The organism is Syntrophales bacterium, assembly GCA_035363115.1.
Taxonomy (GTDB): domain Bacteria; phylum Desulfobacterota; class Syntrophia; order Syntrophales; family PHBD01; genus PHBD01.
This window is the reverse complement of the sequence record DAOSEM010000001.1, coordinates 419124-440874: the sequence shown is the minus strand read 5'-3', so window position 1 is coordinate 440874 and position 21751 is coordinate 419124. Positions and strand designations below refer to the sequence as shown.

17 protein-coding genes are annotated in these 21751 nt (G+C 61.3%); 8 read left to right on the top strand and 9 right to left on the bottom strand.

Going from position 1 to position 21751, the window contains the following annotated elements; genetic code table 11:
- Nucleotide 1 precedes the first annotated feature (1 nt).
- The 4 genes from PLO63_01915 to PLO63_01900 all read right to left on the bottom strand — a co-directional run bounded on the left by PLO63_01915 (nucleotide 2) and on the right by PLO63_01900 (nucleotide 8222).
- Nucleotides 2–460: a hypothetical protein gene (locus tag PLO63_01915; protein HOI72878.1), complete on the bottom strand. Its 459-nt coding sequence runs from the start codon at nucleotides 458–460 to the stop codon at nucleotides 2–4.
- A 172-nt stretch (nucleotides 461–632) separates the two neighbouring features.
- Nucleotides 633–1079: a hypothetical protein gene (locus PLO63_01910; GenBank protein ID HOI72877.1), complete on the bottom strand. Its 447-nt coding sequence runs from the start codon at nucleotides 1077–1079 to the stop codon at nucleotides 633–635.
- A 676-nt stretch (nucleotides 1080–1755) separates the two neighbouring features.
- Nucleotides 1756–6399 carry an RHS repeat-associated core domain-containing protein gene (locus PLO63_01905; protein HOI72876.1) on the bottom strand — a complete coding sequence of 1548 codons (4644 nt, stop codon included), beginning with the start codon at nucleotides 6397–6399 and terminating at the stop codon, nucleotides 1756–1758.
- Between the two features lie 356 nt (nucleotides 6400–6755).
- Nucleotides 6756–8222 (bottom strand): MBOAT family protein, encoded by a 1467-nt coding sequence (locus PLO63_01900; GenBank protein ID HOI72875.1) that lies wholly within the window; start codon nucleotides 8220–8222, stop codon nucleotides 6756–6758.
- 116 nt (nucleotides 8223–8338) lie between these two features.
- Between PLO63_01900 and PLO63_01895 the strand changes: the two genes are divergently transcribed.
- The 8 genes from PLO63_01895 to PLO63_01860 all read left to right on the top strand — a co-directional run bounded on the left by PLO63_01895 (nucleotide 8339) and on the right by PLO63_01860 (nucleotide 16320).
- The gene (locus tag PLO63_01895; GenBank protein ID HOI72874.1) at nucleotides 8339–10201 is read left to right on the top strand and encodes a carbamoyltransferase; all 1863 of its coding nucleotides are present in this window, start codon (nucleotides 8339–8341) and stop codon (nucleotides 10199–10201) included.
- A gap of 18 nt (nucleotides 10202–10219) precedes the next feature.
- Entirely contained in the window at nucleotides 10220–11239 is a 1020-nt protein-coding gene (locus tag PLO63_01890; GenBank protein HOI72873.1) for a hypothetical protein, read from the top strand.
- Nucleotides 11240–11284: 45 nt separating this feature from the next.
- Complete coding sequence (locus tag PLO63_01885; protein ID HOI72872.1) at nucleotides 11285–11431, top strand: DUF5989 family protein; 147 nt, start codon at nucleotides 11285–11287, stop codon at nucleotides 11429–11431.
- Between the two features lie 11 nt (nucleotides 11432–11442).
- A complete protein-coding gene (locus PLO63_01880; protein ID HOI72871.1) occupies nucleotides 11443–11823 on the top strand; it encodes an SxtJ family membrane protein in 381 nt (126 codons plus the stop codon).
- A 10-nt stretch (nucleotides 11824–11833) separates the two neighbouring features.
- The gene (locus PLO63_01875) at nucleotides 11834–12610 is read left to right on the top strand and encodes a class I SAM-dependent methyltransferase (protein HOI72870.1); all 777 of its coding nucleotides are present in this window, start codon (nucleotides 11834–11836) and stop codon (nucleotides 12608–12610) included.
- Between the two features lie 26 nt (nucleotides 12611–12636).
- The gene (locus tag PLO63_01870) at nucleotides 12637–13557 is read left to right on the top strand and encodes a hypothetical protein (protein ID HOI72869.1); all 921 of its coding nucleotides are present in this window, start codon (nucleotides 12637–12639) and stop codon (nucleotides 13555–13557) included.
- A gap of 538 nt (nucleotides 13558–14095) precedes the next feature.
- A complete protein-coding gene (locus tag PLO63_01865) occupies nucleotides 14096–15274 on the top strand; it encodes a glycosyltransferase (protein ID HOI72868.1) in 1179 nt (392 codons plus the stop codon).
- Nucleotides 15271–16320 (top strand): alpha/beta fold hydrolase, encoded by a 1050-nt coding sequence (locus PLO63_01860; GenBank protein ID HOI72867.1) that lies wholly within the window; start codon nucleotides 15271–15273, stop codon nucleotides 16318–16320. Before PLO63_01865 ends, PLO63_01860 begins: the two co-directional genes overlap by 4 nt.
- Nucleotides 16321–16349: 29 nt before the next feature.
- Here the strand turns inward: PLO63_01860 and PLO63_01855 are convergent, their stop codons facing one another.
- The 5 genes from PLO63_01855 to PLO63_01835 all read right to left on the bottom strand — a co-directional run bounded on the left by PLO63_01855 (nucleotide 16350) and on the right by PLO63_01835 (nucleotide 21619).
- The gene (locus PLO63_01855; protein HOI72866.1) at nucleotides 16350–17474 is read right to left on the bottom strand and encodes an SGNH/GDSL hydrolase family protein; all 1125 of its coding nucleotides are present in this window, start codon (nucleotides 17472–17474) and stop codon (nucleotides 16350–16352) included.
- Nucleotides 17471–18073, bottom strand: coding sequence for a CatB-related O-acetyltransferase (locus tag PLO63_01850; protein ID HOI72865.1), 603 nt, complete (start codon nucleotides 18071–18073; stop codon nucleotides 17471–17473). The genes PLO63_01855 and PLO63_01850 overlap by 4 nt, the downstream gene beginning before the upstream one ends.
- Nucleotides 18074–18095: 22 nt before the next feature.
- Nucleotides 18096–18944 carry a bifunctional methylenetetrahydrofolate dehydrogenase/methenyltetrahydrofolate cyclohydrolase FolD gene (folD, locus tag PLO63_01845; GenBank protein ID HOI72864.1) on the bottom strand — a complete coding sequence of 283 codons (849 nt, stop codon included), beginning with the start codon at nucleotides 18942–18944 and terminating at the stop codon, nucleotides 18096–18098.
- A gap of 135 nt (nucleotides 18945–19079) precedes the next feature.
- A complete protein-coding gene (locus tag PLO63_01840; protein HOI72863.1) occupies nucleotides 19080–19613 on the bottom strand; it encodes a YtfJ family protein in 534 nt (177 codons plus the stop codon).
- 380 nt (nucleotides 19614–19993) lie between these two features.
- A complete protein-coding gene (locus PLO63_01835; protein HOI72862.1) occupies nucleotides 19994–21619 on the bottom strand; it encodes a long-chain fatty acid--CoA ligase in 1626 nt (541 codons plus the stop codon).
- Nucleotides 21620–21751 lie beyond the last annotated feature (132 nt).

The window sequence follows — 21751 nt, the reverse complement described above, 5'->3', positions numbered from 1 at the left end:
TTTAATTTTTTATTATACCATTCTTTCTCATCCTCATTTTATTGCCGCAATAAACTCCAAATGATGACACTATTACATAGATTAATGAACATATAAGCCATCCCATGATATCATCCATTCGATGTGCCAATTTACCAAAACCATAGTTATAGATACGCGTTATTAAATCAATTAACATAATAAGTGAAACTAGTATGCCTGGATTATAAACATATTTCCCCCAATATGTTTCATCGTACACCATGTTTAAGTTATAACCAGTGACAACACTTCCGGCCAGAATACATATTGGCCTAACTATATATAGTGAAAGAATGATAAGACTGCTTCCTGGAACATCCACATTGGAAAGCAATCCGCCGAAAATATTCATAAATAGATACTTGTAAAGTATCTCTGCAATTGCAAAGCCAATGAACAAGAATATCACTTTTCGCAATAACCGCATTTTGCCTTCCATTTCTTTACCGATTTTATTGTCCCTAAGTGTGCATCATTCCAAGAATTGTTGTCATTATTAGGGTCAGGAATCAGATAGTACCATTTTCTGCCAAGGTTTTTTCGTTAATGAACGAAATAATCCTGACCTTGATGCATATGTCTTTGAAATTGAGCAGTTTAAATCCATACTTTCAATCTACTTTTTCATCCAACCGATAGCGGCCATTGGCATTTATGGGCGCCAGATCATCGGGAACCTTAATCCAATAAAGGTTCAGATATAGATACTTTCGCTCCGGATCGACCCATGCGTAACCAAGGTCCCAAGACTTGGATTTACTCTCTATCTTGTTCAGCGAATAGTAATAACCGGGTCTGGCCCGGTAAGACAAATCTTCTCCTCTTCCAATAAAATCGATCTCGTGATTTGTTTCCTGTACCGGGAAAAAGCCTTCTGCTGTGATTGGTTTCCAAATCCTCTTTTTACATACAATTTTTAGTGTGTATCCGCCGTCGGTTCTTTTTGTAACGGTGTATTGAATGTCCTTCGCAAAACTCTTTCCACTCATTGAAAATGAAATCACAAATGTTAAAACAACGAAGAATACTATACGGGCTAGACGTTTTTGCTTATTCATCGACTGCCTCTCATCTTTTCTTGCAGTTACAATTTATGTTCCATTGCTTTAGCCAACCCTTATTTGTCCATTTCTGTGCCAGTTGCCACGCGCGAACATCTTCATCCGGTGCATTAAAATCAAAGATATGTCCAAAACCAAGATTTTTCAGGATTCGGAAGGGTGCCCAACGGTAGCCTTTCGCATAGTGGGAGAAATAATCTTGACGTCGATGCATCGCCCTTTGGAATAAGTCCTTATTGCATATTGCTATGGCTGCAGAAACATCGCGTTCTGATACAGATAAATCACGGAAATGACGTTCAGGATTTCTATAAGGTTATAGTTATCTAGTTAAAAAGATGCAAAACAATAGCGATGATACATGCGATATAACAATAATTCTAATGGCTTCCTTTTTTCTTCCATATTTCTCCGCTATCGTTATGATCATTCCGTAGAAGATGTATAGGAAGAACCCTATAAGAATTGAATAGTCAATATTGAAAAAAAGATATGTATAAGGGAAAAACAATTGCAGAAAGAAGCCCCCCCTCGTTCCTTCCCCAAGAACAGATGTTAGAGATAGGAACGCAAGTGGAGGGGTAATCAAAATGGACCAGAATATCCAAGGATAATTCTTTTTTAGTTGCATCTTCCTAATCCTTTCGCTATCCAAGCACAATTATGTTAGTATTTATTTACACCCACATTTATTGTTCCACATATTCACAAAATATAGAGTTCTCTTCTGAGACTTATTCCAAGCAGCCAAATCATTATCTGGGTCGTAAGGGGTTGGGAATTCTTTCAAGTGCCCGAGAGTCCACCATCGATACCCTTTATCATAATGAAAGGTGACATCATGCATATCGTGTATAGCCCTTTCAAATGAATCTTTATTGCATTTAGCAATGGCATCCAAAATGTCGCCTACCGTTTCATGAAGACTACGGAAGTGCCAATAGGTCCCTATCCACGGAAGCTCAGGGGCAGTTAAGCCTCTATCCTCCTTCGTCCAGTCGAACCGGTCACTTGCATAGAAATCACTGTGCCCCTTCGACACTTGTATATAAGGTCCCAGGCCGCCGGTGATCCAGTTCGCCGGGTTGTTGTAGTACTCGTCAAATGCCTTCTGCCCGTCGCCCGCCAGACCAAAGGGATCGACATGAGTGGCAGGCCCGTTCCAGACATATGAAAACAGGTTCACATCCCCCCCGGCGAAGCCGATGGGGTCCCTGGTGATGAACCGTCCCGCCTTGGGATCGTAATATCTTGCCCGGTAGTAGTAGAGCCCCGTCTCGGGGTCGTACTCCCGGCCGGTGAAGGCATAGGGCTGGACGATCAGCGGGTTGATCGCCAGCGGGTTCCCGAAAGAGTCGTACTCGTAGCGCTGGACCAGGCGGCCCTTGGAGTCGGTCAGGCCGGTGACGGAGCCCAGGCCGTCGGCCAGGTAATCGAATACCTCGAATCCGCCGTTCCCGAAGAGCGGCGGCCGACGCCTCTCCACCGCCAGGGGCTCGTCGATCCCGGGGCCGTGGAGATAGGAGGCCGTGCGCGCCTCCCTGTCCCCGTGCTTCAGGTATTCCAGGATCACGTCCTCGTTGTCGTAGACGTACCGGATCGTCCGGGGTGCCGGGATGCTGAACTCCCGGTCCCCCAGCTCGATCTCCCGTTTGACTGTTTTTGCGATCCGCCTCCCGAAGGGATCGTAGGCGTACTCGATCTCCGTGGTGAGGGGACCCAGGGCAATCTCCGCCCCGATCAGGTTGTTCTCGTCATCGTAGCGGTAGGTGGTGACGGCGCCAAGGGGGCCTGTTCCGGTCTTCCGGACAAGGTTGCCGTTGGCATCGTACTCGTAGCGGTGATCCCGGTCCTCCAGGAGCCGGTTCCCCGCGTCATGGGCCTGGCTGTCGTTCTTTCCGGGGCCCCGGACCCGGTTCCCCACGGCGTCGTACTCATAGCCTTCCTTCAGCTTCTTCGCAATCTCCTCGAGGAGCTTCCCCAGGATCCCCTTTGCGGATTTCGGCTTGGGGGATGCCTCCGTCAGGCGGTCCACGGCATCATAGCCGTAGGAGACGGTCCTGTCCTTCTCCTCCCGGGTGACCCGGTTGCCGGTGTTGTCGTGGGTGTAGCCGACGGTGTCGAGGGTCCGGCCGTCCCTGTCCCGGTGGAGGATCTTCAGCAGACGGCTCCCGGCATCGTAGCTGTAGGCTGTGGTCGTCCCGCCCGGCCGGGCCAGCAGGGTCCTCCTCCCCGCCGAGTCGTAGGTAAAGTTGTAGGTTCCGCTGCTTGCATTCCCGCTGCCGCTCTCCGGGCTGTCCCCTTCTGCGTTTGCCGTCCCGATCCCGGTGAGGCGGCCGTTGAGGTCGTACGTGTAGGAAACGGCCTTCCCCTCCGGCGTGACCATCTCCGTCCGGTTCCCCAGGGCATCGTAGGAGTAGCGGATCCGCCGGCCCTCGGAATCGACGACCTCCGTCACCCGGCGGTTTGCGTCGTAGGTGAACTGGTAGGCGATGTGTTGATTCCCTGCATAGACCAGGTTCCCCGCATCGTCATACCGGAAGGCGGCGGTCGAGCCGTCGGAGAAGACCTTTTCCAGGAGCCTTCCGTTCCAGTCATACCGGTAGGCAATGGTCCTTCCGTCGGGCCGCGTCAGGGCGGCCAGGTTTCCCCGGGCATCGTAAGCATGGGAGGTGGCGTTCCCCAGGGGATCCGTCTCCTTCGTCCGCCTTCCCGCCAAGTCGTACTCGAAGGTCGTGGTCTGTCCCTTCGCGTCCGTCACCGCCGTCAGTTTGTCCGCCCCGCCGCCGCAGGAGGGGCAGGACGACCCGCCGTAAGTAAGTATCGTATGCTGTCCCAGGGCGTCAGTGATCCCGGTCACCCGGTCTCTGTAGTTGTAGGTGTAGCCCGTGGCGTGGCCGTTGGGGTCGGTCACCGTCAGCGGATTGCCGGCGGGATCCCGCGTCAGGCGGGTGGCATGACCCAGGGGATCGGTGATCCGGATGAGCCGGTTCAGGCTGTCGAAGTCAAACGTGGTGGCGTTCCCCAGGGCGTCCTTCATCCGGACCCGGTTGCCCAGGCTGTCGTAGCCCAGGGTCGCGGTGCTCTTCTCCGGGTCCGTGACGGAGACGAGGTTGCCCGAGGCGTCGTAGGCCAGGACCATCGTCCTCCCCAACGCGTCGGTGATGCCGGTGACATTGCCCCGGTCGTCATGGGCATACCGGGTGACGGCCCCTTGGGCATCCGTGATCGCGAGGAGGTTTCCCCGGGCGTCGTAGCCGTAGGTGACGGTGTGTCCCAGGGGGTCCGTGACCGACGTGACCTGGCCTTGGCCGTTATAGGTGAAGCACGTGGTCTTCCCCAGGGGATCCGTGACCGAGGAAAGGTTGCCGTAGCCGTCGTAGGTGTAGGCGCTCTCGCTCCCGTCGGGCTCCGTCTGTCGGACCAGGTTCCGGTTCCCGTCATAGCCGTAACGGGTCGTGTGGCCCAGGGGGTCCGTCCTCTCCAGGAGGACGCCGAGAACGGGGTCGTACCGGAAGGTCCAAGTCCCCCCGTCCTTCTCCGTCAGGGTGGACCAAGAGGATTCCGGATCGTACCGGATCTCCCGGGTCTTCCCCTCGGGATCCGTCGTCCCGGCGAGGCGGCGGTTCCCGTCGTAGGTGTATCGGGTCTCGTGGCCCCGGGGGTCCGTCTTCGCCGTCAGGAGGCCCTGATCATTATAGGAAAATCTCCAGAAGTGCGCACCCGAGGGCCTGGAGGTTGCGATCCCCGTCAGGGTGTCGCCGGCGTAGGTGAAGGCGTGGGTGTTGCCGTTGGGATCGGTGACCATGCCGAGGAGGCCTGCGGCATCGTAGCCGAAGACAATCTTCCGGCCCGCCGGATCGGTGACGGCGGCGAGTCTGTTTCCTGCATCATACGTCAGGCTGACGGTGTTGCCGTTCCGGTCCAGGATGGCCATGAGCCTGCCGGAGGCGTCGAAGAGGCGGTGGGTCAGGTCCCGGGAGCAGAGGTCGTACGTCCCGTCGGTGTTCTTCGCCAGGGCCGGCCAGGAGGAGTGCTCCGGGGTGTGGACCTCGCCGTTCCGGTACAGCACCAGCCGGCCGCCCTGGCCGTCCCGCCAGACGTACCGGTCCTCGTCAGAAATGGCCGTCAGGGTTTCCAGGTAGTCGTGGGTCCAGCCGATTCCCAGGACCCCTTTTTCTCCGCCGCTGTCATAGGAAAGGCTGAACTCCGGCATCATCCGGGAGCCCGGAAGGCGGAACAGGAGAAGGGGCTCAGAGAGGCTCCCCGCCGCCAGGTGGGCCGAGGAGCCGACATGGACCTGCATCTTGCAGTCCTTCTCCGAGGCCGTCACGGTGACGGTGGTCTCCCCCTCGGTGCTGCACCGGCCGTCGGTTGTCTCCACGACCAGCTTCACCGGCCAGGTCCGGCCGATCTCTGCGACCTGGCCGTCCAGTCTTCCGTCCCAGGGAACCGAGACGGCCAGGCCGGTCCCCTCGCCGATCTTCTTCCCCGCCACGGTCACCCTCCAGGAGACCGGGTCCGAGGAGGCGATCGTCCCGGTGAAGACCACCCGCCCCCCGTTGTGGACGTCGATGGCCGTCGAGGTCCCGCCGAAGGACGTCACCGACACGTCGCAGGCCGGGGGCGGAGGCTCCGCCGGAAGCAGCGCCGCGGGACAGCAGCCGTTGGCCTTCATCATGGGGGTCCGGATGTCCTTGTAGGTCGGTCCCATGGAGCCGGAGCAGTAGGTCCCCGGAGGGATATTGTAGGGTGCCGACTCGGAGTTGCAGGGACGGGTCAGGAACCAGCCATGGGAGTTGCAAAAGAAAGACGTCATCCCGCAGTTCGGCCCCAGAGGCCGGCAGTTCTCACTGGGGTTGCCGTCGCATCCGATCCAGGCCCTGCACAGGGCCGTATGGTCCGCATGCTCCCGGCAGACCTCCACGGCTCCCACCTTCGAGACGGGGTAATACCAGTCGTTGGTGCCGGCCCCGTGCACGGCGATCTGCAGGGTGTCGCAGGTGGCGCCGTCCGACGAGAGGGTGATGACGGGATTGTTCACACAATCCGGGTTCGAGGAGGGAGCCGTGTACACGACGGATGCCTCCGTCGTCGCCGAAAGGGTACCGCCGCCCGAGGCGACCCGCCAGCGGTACGAGGCCTCCGGCCTGGCGCCGGTGACCGTGAGTGCCTGTGTCGCGCCCACCTGCATCTGCTGCGTCTCGTAGCCGATCCGCTCGCCGCCGCAGGCGCACCAGGCCGTCGAAACAGAAAACAGAAGTGCAAACAACCATGAAAAGAGCAACAGGCAGCGCTTCGTCGCGGTCTTCCCCATTTCGGCAATCGTCTCCCCTCAGAAATTTTGTAGGACAGGCACGAAGGGCCTTTATAGAACCCAGGAAAATGGAATGGCTGTGGGGGAATTTGTTCAGGCGCGGACCGGACGGAACGAAACCGGCCCCCGCATGATGGAAGGCGAGATAAACGATGCGCGGACGGAATGCAATGCCTTGAAATTACGGTTTTATTGCTTAAGCAGGATTAGGTGCCGGAGGGAGGGGAAGGGTCATCAAACCCCTGATCACGTTGCATTCGGGCAACTTCACGTATCGCCGGGCAGGCAGGCGCCGGAGTTCCGGCCTGCTTCCATTTCAAAACCGCTGTAAACTCCAGTGAGTGCGGCAGGAGGAGTTAGAAGTTGAAGTAGAGGAACACGCTCGCCCGGTTCAGGGAGAGAAGACCCCAGGCTGCAAAGAAGGCAAAGGCGGTTGCGGTTTTCCAGTTCGGCGTGAAGCGGTCCGACAGCTCGTTCGAGTTCCTTGTCAGCAGGACCAGCGGGATCGCCGCCAGGCACAGGAGGTACAGGTGCGTCGGCGCCTTGGGCAGGTGCTCATGCCACTGCCCGAACTGGACGCCCAGCCCCGCCAGTTCACGAACCAGCAGAACCTCTGCAAGGTTCTTCGAGAGGACAAATCCGTTCAGGCCGCACATCCCCTTGAGGACCTTCAGGGCGTCTCCCCACTCCCGGGCCCGGAAGAAGACCCAGGCGACGTTGATGAAGTTGAAGGTGACGAACCAGGCCAGGGCGCGGTGCATGTGAATTCCCGTCCTGTCCCACAACCGCTGGACCACCATGCCCATCCCGTGGAGAAAGCCCCAGAAGACGAAGGTCCAGGCGGCCCCGTGCCACAGTCCGCAGAGAAGGAAAGTCGCCAGGAGGTTCCCGTAGGTCCGTGCCTCCCCCTTCCGGTTGCCTCCGAGGGGAATGTAGAGGTAGTCCCGGAGGAACGTCGACAGGGTAATGTGCCATCGGCGCCAGAAATCCCGGAGGCTCACGGCCTTGTAAGGGGACAGGAAGTTCGCCGGCAGGGTGATCCCCAGCATCAGGGCTACCCCGAGGGCCATGTCCGTGTAGCCGCTGAAGTCGAAATAGAGCTGGAAGGTATAGGAAAGGCTGGTGAGCCAAGCCTCCATGAAGTTCAGCGTCGGTGCCGAGTCGAATCCCCCCGTGGCGGTGACCGCCAGGTTGTCCGCCAGGGCGGTCTTCTTGAAGAGCCCCAGGGAGAAGAGGAAGAGGCCCCGGGCCAGGTTCTCTGCCGTCACACGCAGCCCCGAAGATCCTCCAAACTGGGATGTCAGGGCATCGTGCCGGACGATGGGACCCGAGGCGATGTAGGGGAAGAAGCTCCCGAAGAGGGCGTCGTCCGCCAGGGAGCCGGGGCGGCCGCTGCCCCGGGAGATGTCCGCCAGATAGGCGATCTGCATGAATGTGTAGAAGCTGATGCCCAGGGGGGCCGCGATGCCCAGGGGGGCAAAATGGGTTCCCGCCAGGGTGCCGGCGTTGGCCAGGAAGAAGTCGGCGTACTTGAAAAACCCCAGGAGAAGAAGATTCACCGCCACGCCGAGAACGAGAAACCGCCGGCGCGGGAGCCCGCCCGGAACGGCGGCGCCGATCCGGACGGCCGCCCAGTGGTTGAAAAAGACGGAGAAAAGAAGGACCGGCAGAGCGCGCAAGTCCCAGAATCCGTAGAAGACGAGGGACGCCAGGACGAGCCCGGTTTTGGCTTGTGAGGCCCATCCTTTTCTGTTAAGGGTTGCCAGGACAATCAGGGTAAGGGGCAGGAAACACAGGATGAATGCGTAGGAATTGAAGAGCAACCGCGTTTCCCCTCCCTCGTTATTTACCGGGACCCCGGCAAGGGCTCCCGTTTTCTATCACGGAAGGTCCCCCGGCGCAACGAAAGCGCCGCCCCGGGACGGAAGGAAAGCATCGCTTGTACCTTTTGGGTCTGTCGGCCTTTTATCACGATTCCGCGGCGGCCATCGTCAAAGACGGCCGGATTGTCGCCGCCGCCCAAGAGGAGCGCTTCACGCGGAAGAAGCACGATCCGGGCTTTCCCGCCCACGCCGCGCGCTACTGCCTGGAGGAGGCGGCCATCGGCCTTGAGGACCTGGAGGCCGTCGTCTTCTACGACAAGCCCCTTCTCAAGTTCGAGCGACTCCTGGAGACCTACTACGTCTTCGCCCCCCGGGGCCTGAAGTCCTTTCTCTCGGCCATCCCCGTCTGGATCAAGGAGAAGGTCTTCCTCAAGCGCCTCATCCGCGAGGAAATGGCCAAACTGGGCAACGGAAAGGGGGATATCCCGAAACTGCTCTTCACGGATCATCACCTGTCCCACGCCGCCAGCGCCTTTTACCCGTCTCCCTTCCAGGAGTCGGCAATCCTGACCGTCGACGGCGTCGGCGAATGGGCCACCGCCTCCATCTGCCACGGAAAGGACCGGGAGATCACCGTCCTCAAGGAAATGTCGTTTCCCCATTCCGTGGGACTACTCTACTCGGCTTTCACCCACTACCTCGGTTTCCGGGTCAACTCGGGAGAATACAAGCTCATGGGCCTCGCCCCCTACGGCGATCCCACGTCGGAGCAGGTCCGGCGGTTTCGGCAGTTGATCCTGGAGAAGCTGGTCCACCTGAAAGAGGACGGCTCCATCTGGCTGAACCAGGAATACTTCGACTACGCCACGGGGCTCAGCATGGTGAAGGATGACAGGTGGCTCGACCTCTTCGGCGTCCCCCGGCGGCTCCCCGAGTCGGAGATCGGGCAGGTCCACGGGGACCTGGCCTTGGCGATCCAGCAGGTCACCGAGGAGATCGTCCTGAAGATGGCGAAGACGGCGAAAGACCTGACGGGCGCCCGGACCCTCTGCCTCTCCGGCGGGGTGGCCCTCAACTGCGTGGCCAACGGCAAGCTTCTCCGGCAGGGCGTTTTCGACGACATCTGGATCCAGTCCGCCGCCGGCGACGCCGGAGGTGCCCTGGGAGCGGCCTGCGCGGCCTACCACATCTATTACGGGAAGGACCGGGTCCTGGAAGGAAATGGCGACGCCATGCAGGGGGCCTACCTGGGTCCCGCCTTCGGCGACGACTCCGTCCGGGCCGTCGCGAAGAAATACGGCGCCGTCGTCACCCTGCATGAAGACGACGACTCCCTCGTGGGGGAAGTGGCCGGAGACCTGGCCTCGGGAAAAGCCGTGGGCTGGTTCCAGGGCCGGATGGAATGGGGACCCCGGGCGCTGGGGAACCGGAGCATCCTGGGCGACGCCCGCAACAAGGACATGCAGCTCCGGCTCAACCTGAAGATCAAGTTCCGCGAGAGCTTCCGCCCCTTCGCCCCTTCCGTTCTCATGGAAGACCTGCAGGAATACTTCGACACCGACCGGCCCTCGCCGTACATGCTCCTCATCGCCGACGTGGTCGAGTCCCGGCGGAACCCCCATCCCGAGGGCTACCACCGGATGCCCATCAAGGACAAGCTGTACACCGTCCGATCCGATGTCCCCGCCATCACGCACCTGGACTACACGGCCCGCCTCCAGACGGTCCACCGGGAGACCAATCCCCTGTACTGGAAGCTCCTGGCGGCCTTCAAGGAGCAGACGGGATACGGCGTCATCGTCAACACGAGCTTCAACGTCCGGGGGGAGCCCATCGTCTGCACCCCCGAGGACGCCTATCGCTGCTTCATGCGGACCGACATGGACGTCCTGGTGGTGAACCGCTTTGTCTTCCGCAAGGAGAACCAGCCTCCCTGGAAGGAAGAGCGGAACTGGCGCCAGGACCTCGTCCTGGACTGATCAGGGGTGACGCCTTCCATGATCCCCTTCCTCTACGCCGTCGCCGCGGTGTTCTTCATCCTCGTATTCATCGAGGCGGCCTATCGCTTCCTGGCCTGCCGTCCCGACCTCCTGGAGAAGTGCCCCCAGGGCATCATCAACAGCGTCGGACACCTGTACGTCCAGGGGGGGGAGCGGCGGGTCATGCAGTTCCTGCCGGACTGCGGCCGCCACGACCCCGAGCTTGGCTACACCCTGAAGCCCGGGGCCTTTACCTATTCCGGCCGGGAGTTCAGCAACCGCTACGAGATCAACTCGCTGGGCGTCCGGGACGACGAGGCGTCCCTGGAGGCGCCGGAGATCGTGGTGGTGGGCGACTCCTTCGCCGTCGGCTGGGGCGTCGACCGGGAGGACATGTTCTCCCGGATCCTGGCGCGGGAGACGGGCCTGCGGGTCCTCAACACGGCCATCCCCTCCTACGGGACCGTCCGGGAGATGATGATCCTTCGAAAGATCCGCCGCGAGAAGCTGAAGATCCTCGTCATCCAGTACTGCCAGGACGACTACGACGAAAACCTGCGCTTTTTCCGGAGCGGCAACCGGCTCAAGGTCATGGGAGAGGACACGTTCCGGCGTCTTGCGGCCTTTCACAGCCGCCCGAACCCCTATTACTTTGGGAAGTACCTCCGGCTGAAGGCCCAAAAAAGGGTTGACGAATGGGGGGAACGCCTGCGAAAGAGGACATCCGCGCCGCCGCCGGAGGCGGACGAGGCGGATCTTTTCCTCCATGCCCTGCTGCACGGGGGCGTCGATCTGGCGGGAGTCCGGATCATCACCTTCGAGATGAACGGCCGGCACCAGTCGAACACGTTCACGGCCCTCCTCCGGCAGAAGCTCCAGACGGGATCGTGGCCGGAGGAGATCCGGCGGATGACCGTGATCGACATGACGGAGCACCTGGAAGACCGGCATTTTTACATTCTGGACGATCACCTGAAGCGGGAGGGGCATGCCGTCGTCGCCCGGGTGATTCTCGATGCGATCCGGAACGAAGCATAGAAACATGGCAACAGTTCGGCCCCCGGCCGGGGCCGCGGAGAGAATATGGAAATTCTGAAAGACCTGTGGATGTTCCTCCGGGAACGGAAAAAGTGGTGGCTTCTGCCCATGATCGTCCTTCTGCTCCTCATGGGCATCCTGATCCTGACCAGCGGCTCCGCAGTGGCGCCGTTCATCTACACCCTGTTCTGAGACGGAGGGGCATGGAACCAAAACCGCTGGACAAGCTGGGAATATTCCAGACGATCCACGTCCTTACGCTGGCGCTGCTCATCGCCTTCCTGATCTTCGGCAACCGCTGGCTCCTTTGGGCGGCGGTCTTCCTGGCCGTGGCGAACACCTTCGAGAATCCGCTGACGATGTGGATCGCAAAGGGATGGCTCGCCTTCGCCCTCCGGCTGGGCCGCATCAACTCGCGGATCCTTTTGACGCTGATCTTCTTCCTCTTCCTGACCCCCATCGCCTGGCTCTACCGGCTCTTCAACCGCAGCCTGGTGGACCACTTCCGGGCGGACAGCCGCACCAGCACGTTCCAGGAGCGGAATCACCGCTGGGAGCCGGCGGACTTCGAAAAGATCTGGTAGGGGACTCATCATGGGCACAACGGCCAACCGGCTGTATCACATCCGCAAATTTTTCAAGATGCTCCGCACGGGCAGGAAGGCCCCCGACGACTACGACTGGCAGTTTTACTCAGACATCTACAGGGAAGGCCTGGACGACATCGCCCGGGATCACACCCTGATCCTCCGAGAGGGCGACTACTCCTTCGACGGGGAGAACCTGACCCTCCAGCGGGATATCAAGCCCCTTCATCCAAACTACCACATCACCTACGAGACGCTCCTCCAGCTTGCCCCGGATTCGGTTCTTGAGGGTGGATGCGGCGGCGGAGACCACCTGCACAACCTCCACGTGCTGAATCCGAAATTCCGCCTGCACGGCGTCGACGTGTCCGACGGACAGGTGGCCCTCCTGCGAAAGCGGCACCCGGACCTACCGGCCTGGGTCGAGCCCCGGGACCTCACGGCGGAACCCGGACGCATCGAGCTGCCCAGGGTCGCGGCGGCCTTCACCCAGGCGGTGATCATGCACATCCGGGAGAACCACCGGAACGCGCTGGCAAACCTGTTCGGAGCGGCAACCCGCTGGTTCGTCCTCGTGGAGAACTGGAAGCGCCACGACTTCCTGGCGGACATCCAGGCCCTCCACAAGGAGGGGCGGATCCCCTGGAAGGAGCTGCACGTCCACTACCGGGAATCTTCGGCCTTGAAGATCCCCCTGGCCATGGTCGTCTCGGCGGAGCCTCTCCCCCGCTACCCCGTGCTGACGGACTACCGGATCCTCCGCGACGTCATCGCCGGCGTCTGAAGGACCGCCGACTGGAGGGACATTCCGTGAAGACACCCGATCCGATCGAACGGCTCACTTCCGGCGGGGCTTTTTCCTTCCGGAGACTGGATATAAACGGCATCGACAACGATCCCGTCTTCCGTGTGAACGACCCGAAGATGGTCCGGGAAGAGACCTGCCTGTTCCACCGGGACGTGCTCTCGGGGAACGATTACGTGAAGCGCATCGGCGACCGGGTCGCCGGCGCCGTCGCCCGCCGCGAGCCTTTGCCCGTCGTCCGCTTCGCCGACGGCGAGTATGCCTTCTACCATTTTGACCTTGCCTGCAACGGCCTCTACAAACAGGCGGAGTCCAAAGACGCCATTCGGGAGTCCCTTCCCATGCACGCCGCGGCCCTCCAGGAGCTGTCCCGGGCGGGTTTTCTTGCCCCCCTTGTCTTCCCCGGCAACATCGAAGAACCAGCCCCGGCCTGGAAGGCGCTTTTCAAGCACTGGCGCCGGCGGCCCTCGGCGACCACCTTCCTGCGATACCTGGAGGAAACGGGGATCCCCCTGACGGGTGAAAATTACGTCCCCTTCTACGCCGTCTATGCCTACTTCTCCTCGGCGGCCTTCGCCCGCCTGATGGACGGACGCCAGCTGGCCATCCTCAATTCCGACAGCGACGGCACCGCCTGCACCCGATGGTTCGAAGGCCACGGAAGCCGGCCGCGGATCGAGCTGGTGGACATCCCGAACAGCTACGTCGCCACCCGCTGGAACGACATGAAGGAGGACGTCCTCGGCCGTGTTCCGGCGGGAGTGGACCTGCTCCTGGTCGGGGCGGGCATCGGCGCCCTGCCGGTGTGCGTGGATGCAGCCCGCCGCTTCGGCGTTCCCGCTGTCGACGCGGGGCATGTCCTCAACATGATGAACGACCGGGTGGACAAGTCGAACGGGGCGCGGCTGTACACACTGTGGAAATAACAGAAGCGTTTTGTGTTTTCATACAGCTCACCGGGCGGGACGGGTATGCGGGGGCTGCCACGGGGACGTGCCGCCATCGCGAAAACGTTTCAGGTCGCGCACTGCCCGCAGATTCGAGGGCAATGGCGCAGGGGGCTGCCACGGGGGCTCCCGCCGTCGCGAAAACGTTTCCGCTCTTCGCCTTCTGAAACCAAAGAGCCTGGGATCCGGAAACGTTTTCCAATTGCTCCTCTGGGGACCCCGGTCGCGCCCCCGCGAACGTCAGCCGGGGAGGCGGGCTTCCCGGAGCGCGAATAGCGGCTTTTTCGGGGTACCCTGCCGTCGCAGCGCAGCGCCCGCAAAGTCATCTGTCTGAGCGCCGTCCGGTGCGAGTTATGACTTTGCAGCAGAGCGAGACGCTGCAGGGTCGAAAAAACGCTTCTGAGCGCGAGGGAAGACCCCCTCCCGTTCAGGAGTACGCCCCCCGTAACAGCCGCGCCCCGACGGATTCAGCGGGGAGACGGCTGAAGAATGTGAAACCGGCCCGCGGAGACCATCCATGACTGATCCTTTCCGGACACTGCGAAACCGATTCTGGCGGTGGAGAAACGACCGGCGGCTCGCCCGGGAGCGGGATGAGTACGAGAATCGCTTTCGATGCCGGAACCTCGCGATCCCCGAAGAAGCCGAACTCCGCAAGATCTTCCGGACCCGTTTCCCTGACCTGCACCCAAAACCCAAGGGATCCCTACACATCCTGGCGGTCTACCGAAGCTTCAACTGGGAAGACGAAGCCCTCACCCCGTCGCTTGCCATGTTTGGAACGGTCCACCGCTACGACTGGTCCGGCCGCTTCGACGCCGAAGGCGACGTCTGGCATGGCGGGATGAAGGCCGCCATGAACCGGGACCTCCTCGCCTGGATCCGGGAAAGACGGGAAGCCGGAGAGGCCGACGCGATCTTCTTCTACCTGTCGGGGGAACAGGTCTTCCCGGACACGATGGAGGCGGTCCACCGCCTCGCAATCCCGTCGGTCAACCTGGCCCTCAACGACAAGGAGGCCTTCATCGGCCGCATCCGAAACGGGCTGGCCGCGGGCAACCGCGACATCTGCCGCTGGATCGACCTCTCCTGGACCAGCACTGGGGACGCCGTAATCAAGTACTGCGTCGAGGGGGGGAGGCCGATCTACCTGCCAGAGGGGGCGAATCCCTCCGTTCACCGGCCCTATGACGCGGAGAAAACCATCGACGTCTCCTTTGTCGGCCAGTGTTACGGGAACCGGCCGGCCGTGATCGATCACCTCCGGAGACAGGGCATCGCCGCGGAGGCTTTCGGTCCCGGCTGGCCCGCGGGTCCGCTGCCGGTCGAAGACATGGTGAAGCTTTACTCGCGGAGCCGGATCAACCTCGGCTTCGGCGGCGTGGAGGGCCACACGGAGACCTTCTGCCTGAAGGGGCGGGACTTCGAGATCCCCATGAGCGGCGGTCTCTACCTGACGGAGGACCACCCGGAGCTGGCCCGGGCCTACGAGATCGGCCGGGAGATCGTCACCTGGCGGGACCCGGAGGACCTGACAGCGAAAGTCCGCCATCTCCTGGCCAACCCGGCTGAGGCGGAGGAGATTCGCCGCCGCGGGTCAGAACGAGCCCGCCGGGACCACACCTGGGAGCGACGACTGGAGACCATTTTCAGCATTCTGGGAATCCTGGACGAAAAAAAGGAGATGAAGAAATGATGTCGATCCGGCTGGTTCTGGCAATCGTCACGGCACTTTTCATCCTGCCCGAGGTGGTGCTGGCCGACGGAGAACTGCGTTACGCGGACCTCGGCGAATGCCCCCTGGAAAGCGGACAGACGATTCGGGACTGCCGGCTGGGCTACCGTACGTTCGGTGTCCTGAACGCGGAAAAATCCAACGCGGTCCTGTTCGCGACCTGGCTGTCCGGAACCGCGGAAGACCTCGCGGCGCTGGGATACATCGGCCCGGGGAAAATGGCGGACAGCTCGAAGTATTTCATCGTCGCCGTGGATGCCTTCGGCAACGGGGTTTCTTCCTCGCCGTCCAACAGCAAGGGCCAGCCGGGAGCAACATTCCCCCGCTTCACGATCCGGGACCTCACGACAGCCCAGTCCCGCCTCGTCACCCGTCATCTGGGGCTGCCCCGCCTGCAGGGGATCATGGGCATCTCGATGGGAGCGATCAACGCCCTTCAATGGTCCGTCTCCCATCCGGGATCCGTCGACTGGGTCGTGGCCATAGCGGGTACGCCGCGGCAGACCGCGTACGACCTCCTCCTCTGGCAGGGCCAGTTGGACATCATCCGCTCGACCCGGGGCATCGAAGGGGGAGGACTCAAGGCCATGAAGACGATCACGGCCGTCCACAACCTCAACGCCTGGACGCCGGCAAACCTGAACACCCGCATCCGCCCGGAAGACATGCCCCGGTTCCTTGCGGAGTCCGAAACGATCATCACCAAGTACGACGCGGAAAACTGGGCATCCCAGGTCGAGGCGATCATGTCCCAGGACCTCTACCGCGGTTTCGGGAACTCTCCGGAGGAGACCGCGAGAACCGTAAAGGCGCGGAACCTCATTGTCTGGTCCAGGGAGGACCGGATGGTCCAGCCCGGGCCCGCCCGGGATTGGGCGCGGCTTGTCGGCGCGGAGACGCTGGAGTTGACCGGCGACTGCGGCCACTTCGCCTTCCTCTGCGAGAAGGACGCGATTCAGGCGGCCGTTGCGGCCTTCCTGGCCGCAGGGCAGGACGTGATGAAGTAGGTACGGATCGTATCATCCACAGGATCGATTTACCGGCTCTCCGACCGGAAGGCCGGAAGAATCATCCTTGTGGCCTCCGCATGTCCCGCCGGCGACCAATGGTCGTCGAAGTCCAGGTAGAATTTCCGCCCGTCCGGCGTTTGCCGGATGAAATCCTCAAAATCGACAAAACGGGTCGCCGGGGCTTTCCTACTGAAGTCCCTGAGGACCCAGCGGAGGTTCTCCGGCCGGTCCGCCTTGTAGACGATGGACTTGTCGGACGTGGTCGTCAGGATCAGCTCCGCCCCATCTGCCGCCGCCCGGAGGCGCTGCAGGCCATAGCGGAGGAAACGGGCCTCGGGACCGTCCGGCGGGTCCGCCGTTTTCAGGGGGGGCGGGAAATCGAAGCCCGCGGGCGGCGCATCCACGCGCATGGACGTCCGGATCCGGCTGCTCAAGAGCGGCCGGATGAAGCGGGCATGGAAGGCCTTCAGGTAGGACTGGTAGAGCCATTTCTTCAGGGACCGGTACTCCGGCTGGTTCCGCTGGACGAGATCGGCGAAGATCTTCTCGGCACCCGGCGGCGGATGATACGACAGGTCATAGGTCCCGTCGGGGAGCGGCGGTGTCATCCCGTCGATGTCGTTGGGGCAGAAGATATAAATCACGGCGACGGGCTTCAGGGCGTCCCGATAGAGTTCGAGAGCCGCCACGGCCTCCCGGATGCTCCAGCCGGGCATGGCCAGGTTGATCACCTGCCAGGCGGGATCGGATTTCCGGAGCTCCCGTTCCAGGACCTGCTCCATTGTTTCCTCCCAGGCAACACCCCAGCCGAAAGCAAAGGAATCTCCAATGATAACGACGTTTTTCCGCTTTCGCGACAGGTCCCATTCGGGTCCCCGGAATCCCTGTGAATTCGTGTCCACCGTGTAGTCGAGCTGTCCCGGATAGAACTGCCGGACACCCCGGAGGTTCTTCTGCAGGGTGAACCCGAGAACCGGATGGAAAGCCCCGAACCGGGCCTGGATCACGGGCCGGCGGGCCTGGTAAACGGCTTCGTCGAGGCTGCGGTTTTTGACCAGGGGGAGGGAACACTCGGCGACGGCCAGCGCCGCCGCCATCGAGATCAGGAATAGCGAGGCGTTGAGAAGGATGGTTCGCAGTCGGCCTTTCATCGGCCGTCCGGGTCGAAGCGGTCGAGAAACGACCGGATATCGCCGCTGCAGAGAAGGGGGATCCGCTCGGCGATGACATCGTCGGGCCAGTCCCACCATCGGATCCGGAGAAACCGGGAAACGGTCGCGTCGTCGAAGCGCCGGCTCGCCAGCCGAGCGGGGTTGCCCACGGCCACCGTGTAGGGCTCGACGTCGGAGGCCACCACAGCCCGGGCACCGATGACGGCGCCGTCGCCAATGGTCACGCCGGAGAGGATCATGGCCCCGAAGCCGATCCAGACGTCGTTGCCGATGACCACGTCGCCCTTGGTGACGGCCGAGTTGGGGATTGACGGCACGGAGGGCCAAAAAGCCGACAGGACGGGAAAGGGATAGGTCGTCACCCAGTCGGTCCGGTGGTCTCCGCCGAGGAAGATCGTCACGGATCCGGCGATGGAACAGAATTTCCCGATCTTCAGGTGCGCCTCGGCGCCATGGAACTGCACCACTTCCGGCTTTCCGTAGGTGTGGGCGCCGATCTCCGCGTAGGGCTCCCGGAGCCAGTCCCGGGTATAAAAGGCATCCTTCCGCCGGCTGAAGAGATTCCTGAGCGATTTCATGGCTTCCGTCCCGCCGCGACCTTTATTCCGCTGCCCGCTCCGCCGCCCGGTACGTGTTCGCCAGGAGCATGGCGATTGTCATGGGTCCGACGCCGCCCGGCACCGGGGTGATCCAGGATGCCCGGGGCTCCGCATCCTGGAAGGACACGTCACCCAGCAGCCTGCCTTCGACGCGGTTGATGCCCACATCGATCACGACGGCGCCGTCGCGGACCATGTCGCCCCGGATCATCCCGGCCTTGCCCGCCGCGGCCACCAGGATCTCCGCCCGGCGACACACCGCTCCGAGATCCCGTGTCCGGGTGTGGCAGATCGTGACGGTTGCGTTCCTGGCCAGAAGCAACAGGGACAGGGGCTTGCCGACAAGGTTGCTCCGCCCCACGATGACGGCCTCCTTCCCCTCAATGAGGATTCCGTACCGGTCCAGGAGCTCGATGACCCCGGAAGGCGTGCAGGCCTTGTGGAACGGATCGCCCGAGAAGAGGCGCCCCACGTTGAAAGGGTGAAGGCCGTCCACGTCCTTCCGCGGGTCAATCGACTCGACGACCGCCTCGGGACGGATCTGGGTGGGCACAGGCATCTGGACGAGGATCCCGTGAATCTTCGGATCCGCATTCAGCTCCCCGATGATGCGCAGGACCTCCGCCTCCGGGGTCTCCGCCGGCAACCGGTATTCCCGGGAGAGAAACCCCGCCTCGTCACAGGCCTTCCTTTTTCCCCGGACATAGACCTGGGATGCCGGATCGTCGCCTACGAGGATGACCGCCAGTCCCGGGGCAATACCCCTCGTTTCCTTCAGGAGCGCCGCCTTCTCCCGCAATTCCTCGCGGACCGCCTGCGCCACCGCCTTTCCGTCGATGATGGCTGCCATGGATCTTGCCGACTCCTTTGTCTGAATCCGTCCGCTCCCTGTATCAAAAGGGACGGGAAAAAGAAATCCCCCTTCCATCGCCGTCATGTCCGGGGCTGAAGGAAGGGGGATTGGTTGCGATCGGCCCGCGGGCCGTTATTTGTTCTGATATTCCTTGATCACATTGATCAGCTTGTCGATCTCGGCCTTCGGAAGCTTGCCCTTGTAGATGTAGCGGCATGTCCGCTGCTTATCGAGGACGATCACGTTGGAGACCTTGTTCGTGAGACCCCAGGCGTTCAGCATGGAGTAATCGGGGTCCATGAGGATGATCGCATCGGGTGCTTCCTTCTGCTTGCTGGCGATGGCCTTTTTGAGAAGGAAATCGGGAAGCACGCTCGCCTTCAGGTTGACCACGCCGAGCCCCTTGTACTTCGTGTTCCGCTCGATGCCGGGAGCCGTCTTGAGGGCGGCCTGGGCCTCGTTGTTCATGTCCTTGGAGCCCGGATCGGCATAAAAAATCGAAACGACCTTGCCGGCCAGTTCCGGAGAGCTCAGGCTGTAGGCCTTCCCCTTCGAGTCCTTGAAACTGAAATCCGACGCCTTGGCGCCAACCTTCAACTCCGCCGCAACGGCCGTCGATCCAAGAAGGAAAAGGATCGCCGCACAAAAAACCAACGCTTTCTTCATGATGATGCCTCCGTGTGAATGGTTGTATTTGCCGCCGCACCCCTCGCGCCACCAACCGGATGGCGCAGCCTTTACCCAGGCCGGGGTCCCTCCTGCGGAAGCGGGCCGATTATAGGCAAAAAGCCCTTTACAGGCAAGGAGAAAACCGCTTCCACTGTAACACCCCCTGAACCCGGTGACCGACCGATTCCCGCGGGGGCGTTGCCGGGGAACCCCGGAGAAGCAGGAGCATCGTTTTGCGACTGATTGCCGGAGGCTGTTCAAAAAGGGTTGAATGCAAGGCGCCCGAAATCCCGGACCGCAAGGCGTACCGGATCGTACGTTGAGCGGGGCGGGATGAGGGCAACGCAGCAGACACCTTTTTTCAACAGCCTCAACAATCACGGCGTCAGCGTCAGCTTCCCCTCCGCATGCATCTGCCGGAGGTCGCGCTTGCTGAACTTGCCGACGCTCGTCTTGGGAATCGCATCAATAAAGGCAAACTGCTTGGGAATCCACCAGTCGGCCTTGACCCGGTCCTTGAGAAAGTCCCTGATCTCCGATGTGGCAAGCGTCTCCCCGGGCTTGACGACGATGCAGCCCAGGGGCCGCTCGGACCACTTCTCGTCGGGGATCCCGATAATTGCCGCCTCGAGGACCTTGGGATGGGCCATGATGAGGTTCTCCAGGTCCACCGATGAGATCCACTCGCCGCCGCTTTTCACGAGGTCCTTCGTCCGGTCTACCAGGCGGACATATCCGTTCGGGTCGATGGTCCCCACGTCTCCCGTGTGGAGCCACCCGCCGGCAAAAACGGGGGCCGACCGCTCGGGATCCTTGTAGTATTCCCGGGCGATCCAGGGGCCCCGGAGCAGGATCTCCCCCCAGGACGTGCCGTCCATGGGGACGTCCCGGCCCCGTTCGTCGACGATCCGCATCTCCAGCCCCGGCACCAGGAGTCCCGCGCTGGATTTGATGTCGTACATCTCCTGCTGGGACAGGCCCTCCATGCCGCTTTTCGGGATCGCCGCCAGGACCAGGGGCGTCGTCTCCGTCATTCCGTAGGCCTGGTGGATGGGGAATCCGTACTTTTCGTTGAGGCCCTCCATGAGAAATCGCGGACAGGCCGAGCCGCCGGAGAAGATGCCCTTGAGAGAGGAGAAGTCATACCACCCTCCCGCCTCCAGGTACTGGTAGAGCATCATCCAGATCGTCGGCACGCCGGCGGTGAAGGTGACCTTCTCGTCGGCGATCATCCGGCAGATCTTCTCCATGTTCAGAAGCTCCCGTCCCGGGAGGACCTGCTTGCAGCCCAGGGCCATGCAGGCGAAGGGAACGCCCCAGGCGTTGGCGTGGAACATGGGCACGACGTGGAGACAGCAGTCACTCTCCATGGTGCCGAGGGTGCAGCAGGCGGCATAGGTGTGCATCACAATGCCCCGGTGGCTGTAAACGACTCCCTTCGGGTCCCCCGTCGTGGCGGAAGTGTAGCAGATGAGTGCCGGATCCCACTCGGAGAGGTCCATCGGCCAGTCGAAGGTTTCCGGGAAGGGGGCGATCAGGTCGTCGTACAGCGTGACCGGGCTGAGCGACGTCTGCGGCATCTTGCCTGTCTGCGAAAGGATCACGAAATGCTTCACCGTCTTGAGCTGGTCTTTGATCATCTCCAGGAAGAAGACCAGGTCCTCGTCCACGAAGACCACCTGATCCTCCGCATGGTTCAGGATGTATGCCAGGTGATGCGGCGGCAGGCGGAAGTTCACCGTGTGCAGGGCCGCCCCCATGCAGGGAACGCCGAAATACAGCTCCAGGTGGCGGTGGCTGTTGAGGGCCATGCTGGCCACCCGGTCGCCCTTCTTCACTCCCAGGGACTTCAGGGCGTGGGCCAGCTGGCAGGTCCGCCGGTAATAATCGGCATAGGTGTAGCGGAAGTTTTCCTCGGGATAGACGGAGACGATCTCCTTCTTCGGGAAGAATTTCGCCGTCCGGGTCATGAACGTCGTCAGCAGGAGCGGATAATCCATCATGTCGTCCACCTCCATTTTCCTTATTTATGAAACAGAACCAGCCGCCATTTGAGGGTCGGATGGCGGGAGGGGGTCTTCCCTCGCGCTCAGAAGCGTTTTTTCGACCCTGCATCGTCTCGCTCCGCTGCAAAG

Excerpts from the sequence above, each read along its gene's own strand:
- PLO63_01915 (HOI72878.1), bottom strand. The coding sequence starts at position 460 with ATGGAAGGCAAAATGCGGTTATTGCGAAAAGTGATATTCTTGTTCATT.
- PLO63_01910 (HOI72877.1), bottom strand. The coding sequence starts at position 1,079 with ATGAATAAGCAAAAACGTCTAGCCCGTATAGTATTCTTCGTTGTTTTA.
- PLO63_01905 (HOI72876.1), bottom strand. The coding sequence starts at position 6,399 with ATGGGGAAGACCGCGACGAAGCGCTGCCTGTTGCTCTTTTCATGGTTG.
- PLO63_01890 (HOI72873.1), top strand. The coding sequence starts at position 10,220 with ATGATCCCCTTCCTCTACGCCGTCGCCGCGGTGTTCTTCATCCTCGTA.
- PLO63_01885 (HOI72872.1), top strand. The coding sequence starts at position 11,285 with ATGGAAATTCTGAAAGACCTGTGGATGTTCCTCCGGGAACGGAAAAAG.
- PLO63_01880 (HOI72871.1), top strand. The coding sequence starts at position 11,443 with ATGGAACCAAAACCGCTGGACAAGCTGGGAATATTCCAGACGATCCAC.
- PLO63_01875 (HOI72870.1), top strand. The coding sequence starts at position 11,834 with ATGGGCACAACGGCCAACCGGCTGTATCACATCCGCAAATTTTTCAAG.
- PLO63_01865 (HOI72868.1), top strand. The coding sequence starts at position 14,096 with ATGACTGATCCTTTCCGGACACTGCGAAACCGATTCTGGCGGTGGAGA.
- PLO63_01860 (HOI72867.1), top strand. The coding sequence starts at position 15,271 with ATGATGTCGATCCGGCTGGTTCTGGCAATCGTCACGGCACTTTTCATC.
- PLO63_01855 (HOI72866.1), bottom strand. The coding sequence starts at position 17,474 with ATGAAAGGCCGACTGCGAACCATCCTTCTCAACGCCTCGCTATTCCTG.
- PLO63_01850 (HOI72865.1), bottom strand. The coding sequence starts at position 18,073 with ATGAAATCGCTCAGGAATCTCTTCAGCCGGCGGAAGGATGCCTTTTAT.
- folD (HOI72864.1), bottom strand. The coding sequence starts at position 18,944 with ATGGCAGCCATCATCGACGGAAAGGCGGTGGCGCAGGCGGTCCGCGAG.
- PLO63_01840 (HOI72863.1), bottom strand. The coding sequence starts at position 19,613 with ATGAAGAAAGCGTTGGTTTTTTGTGCGGCGATCCTTTTCCTTCTTGGA.
- PLO63_01835 (HOI72862.1), bottom strand. The coding sequence starts at position 21,619 with ATGATGGATTATCCGCTCCTGCTGACGACGTTCATGACCCGGACGGCG.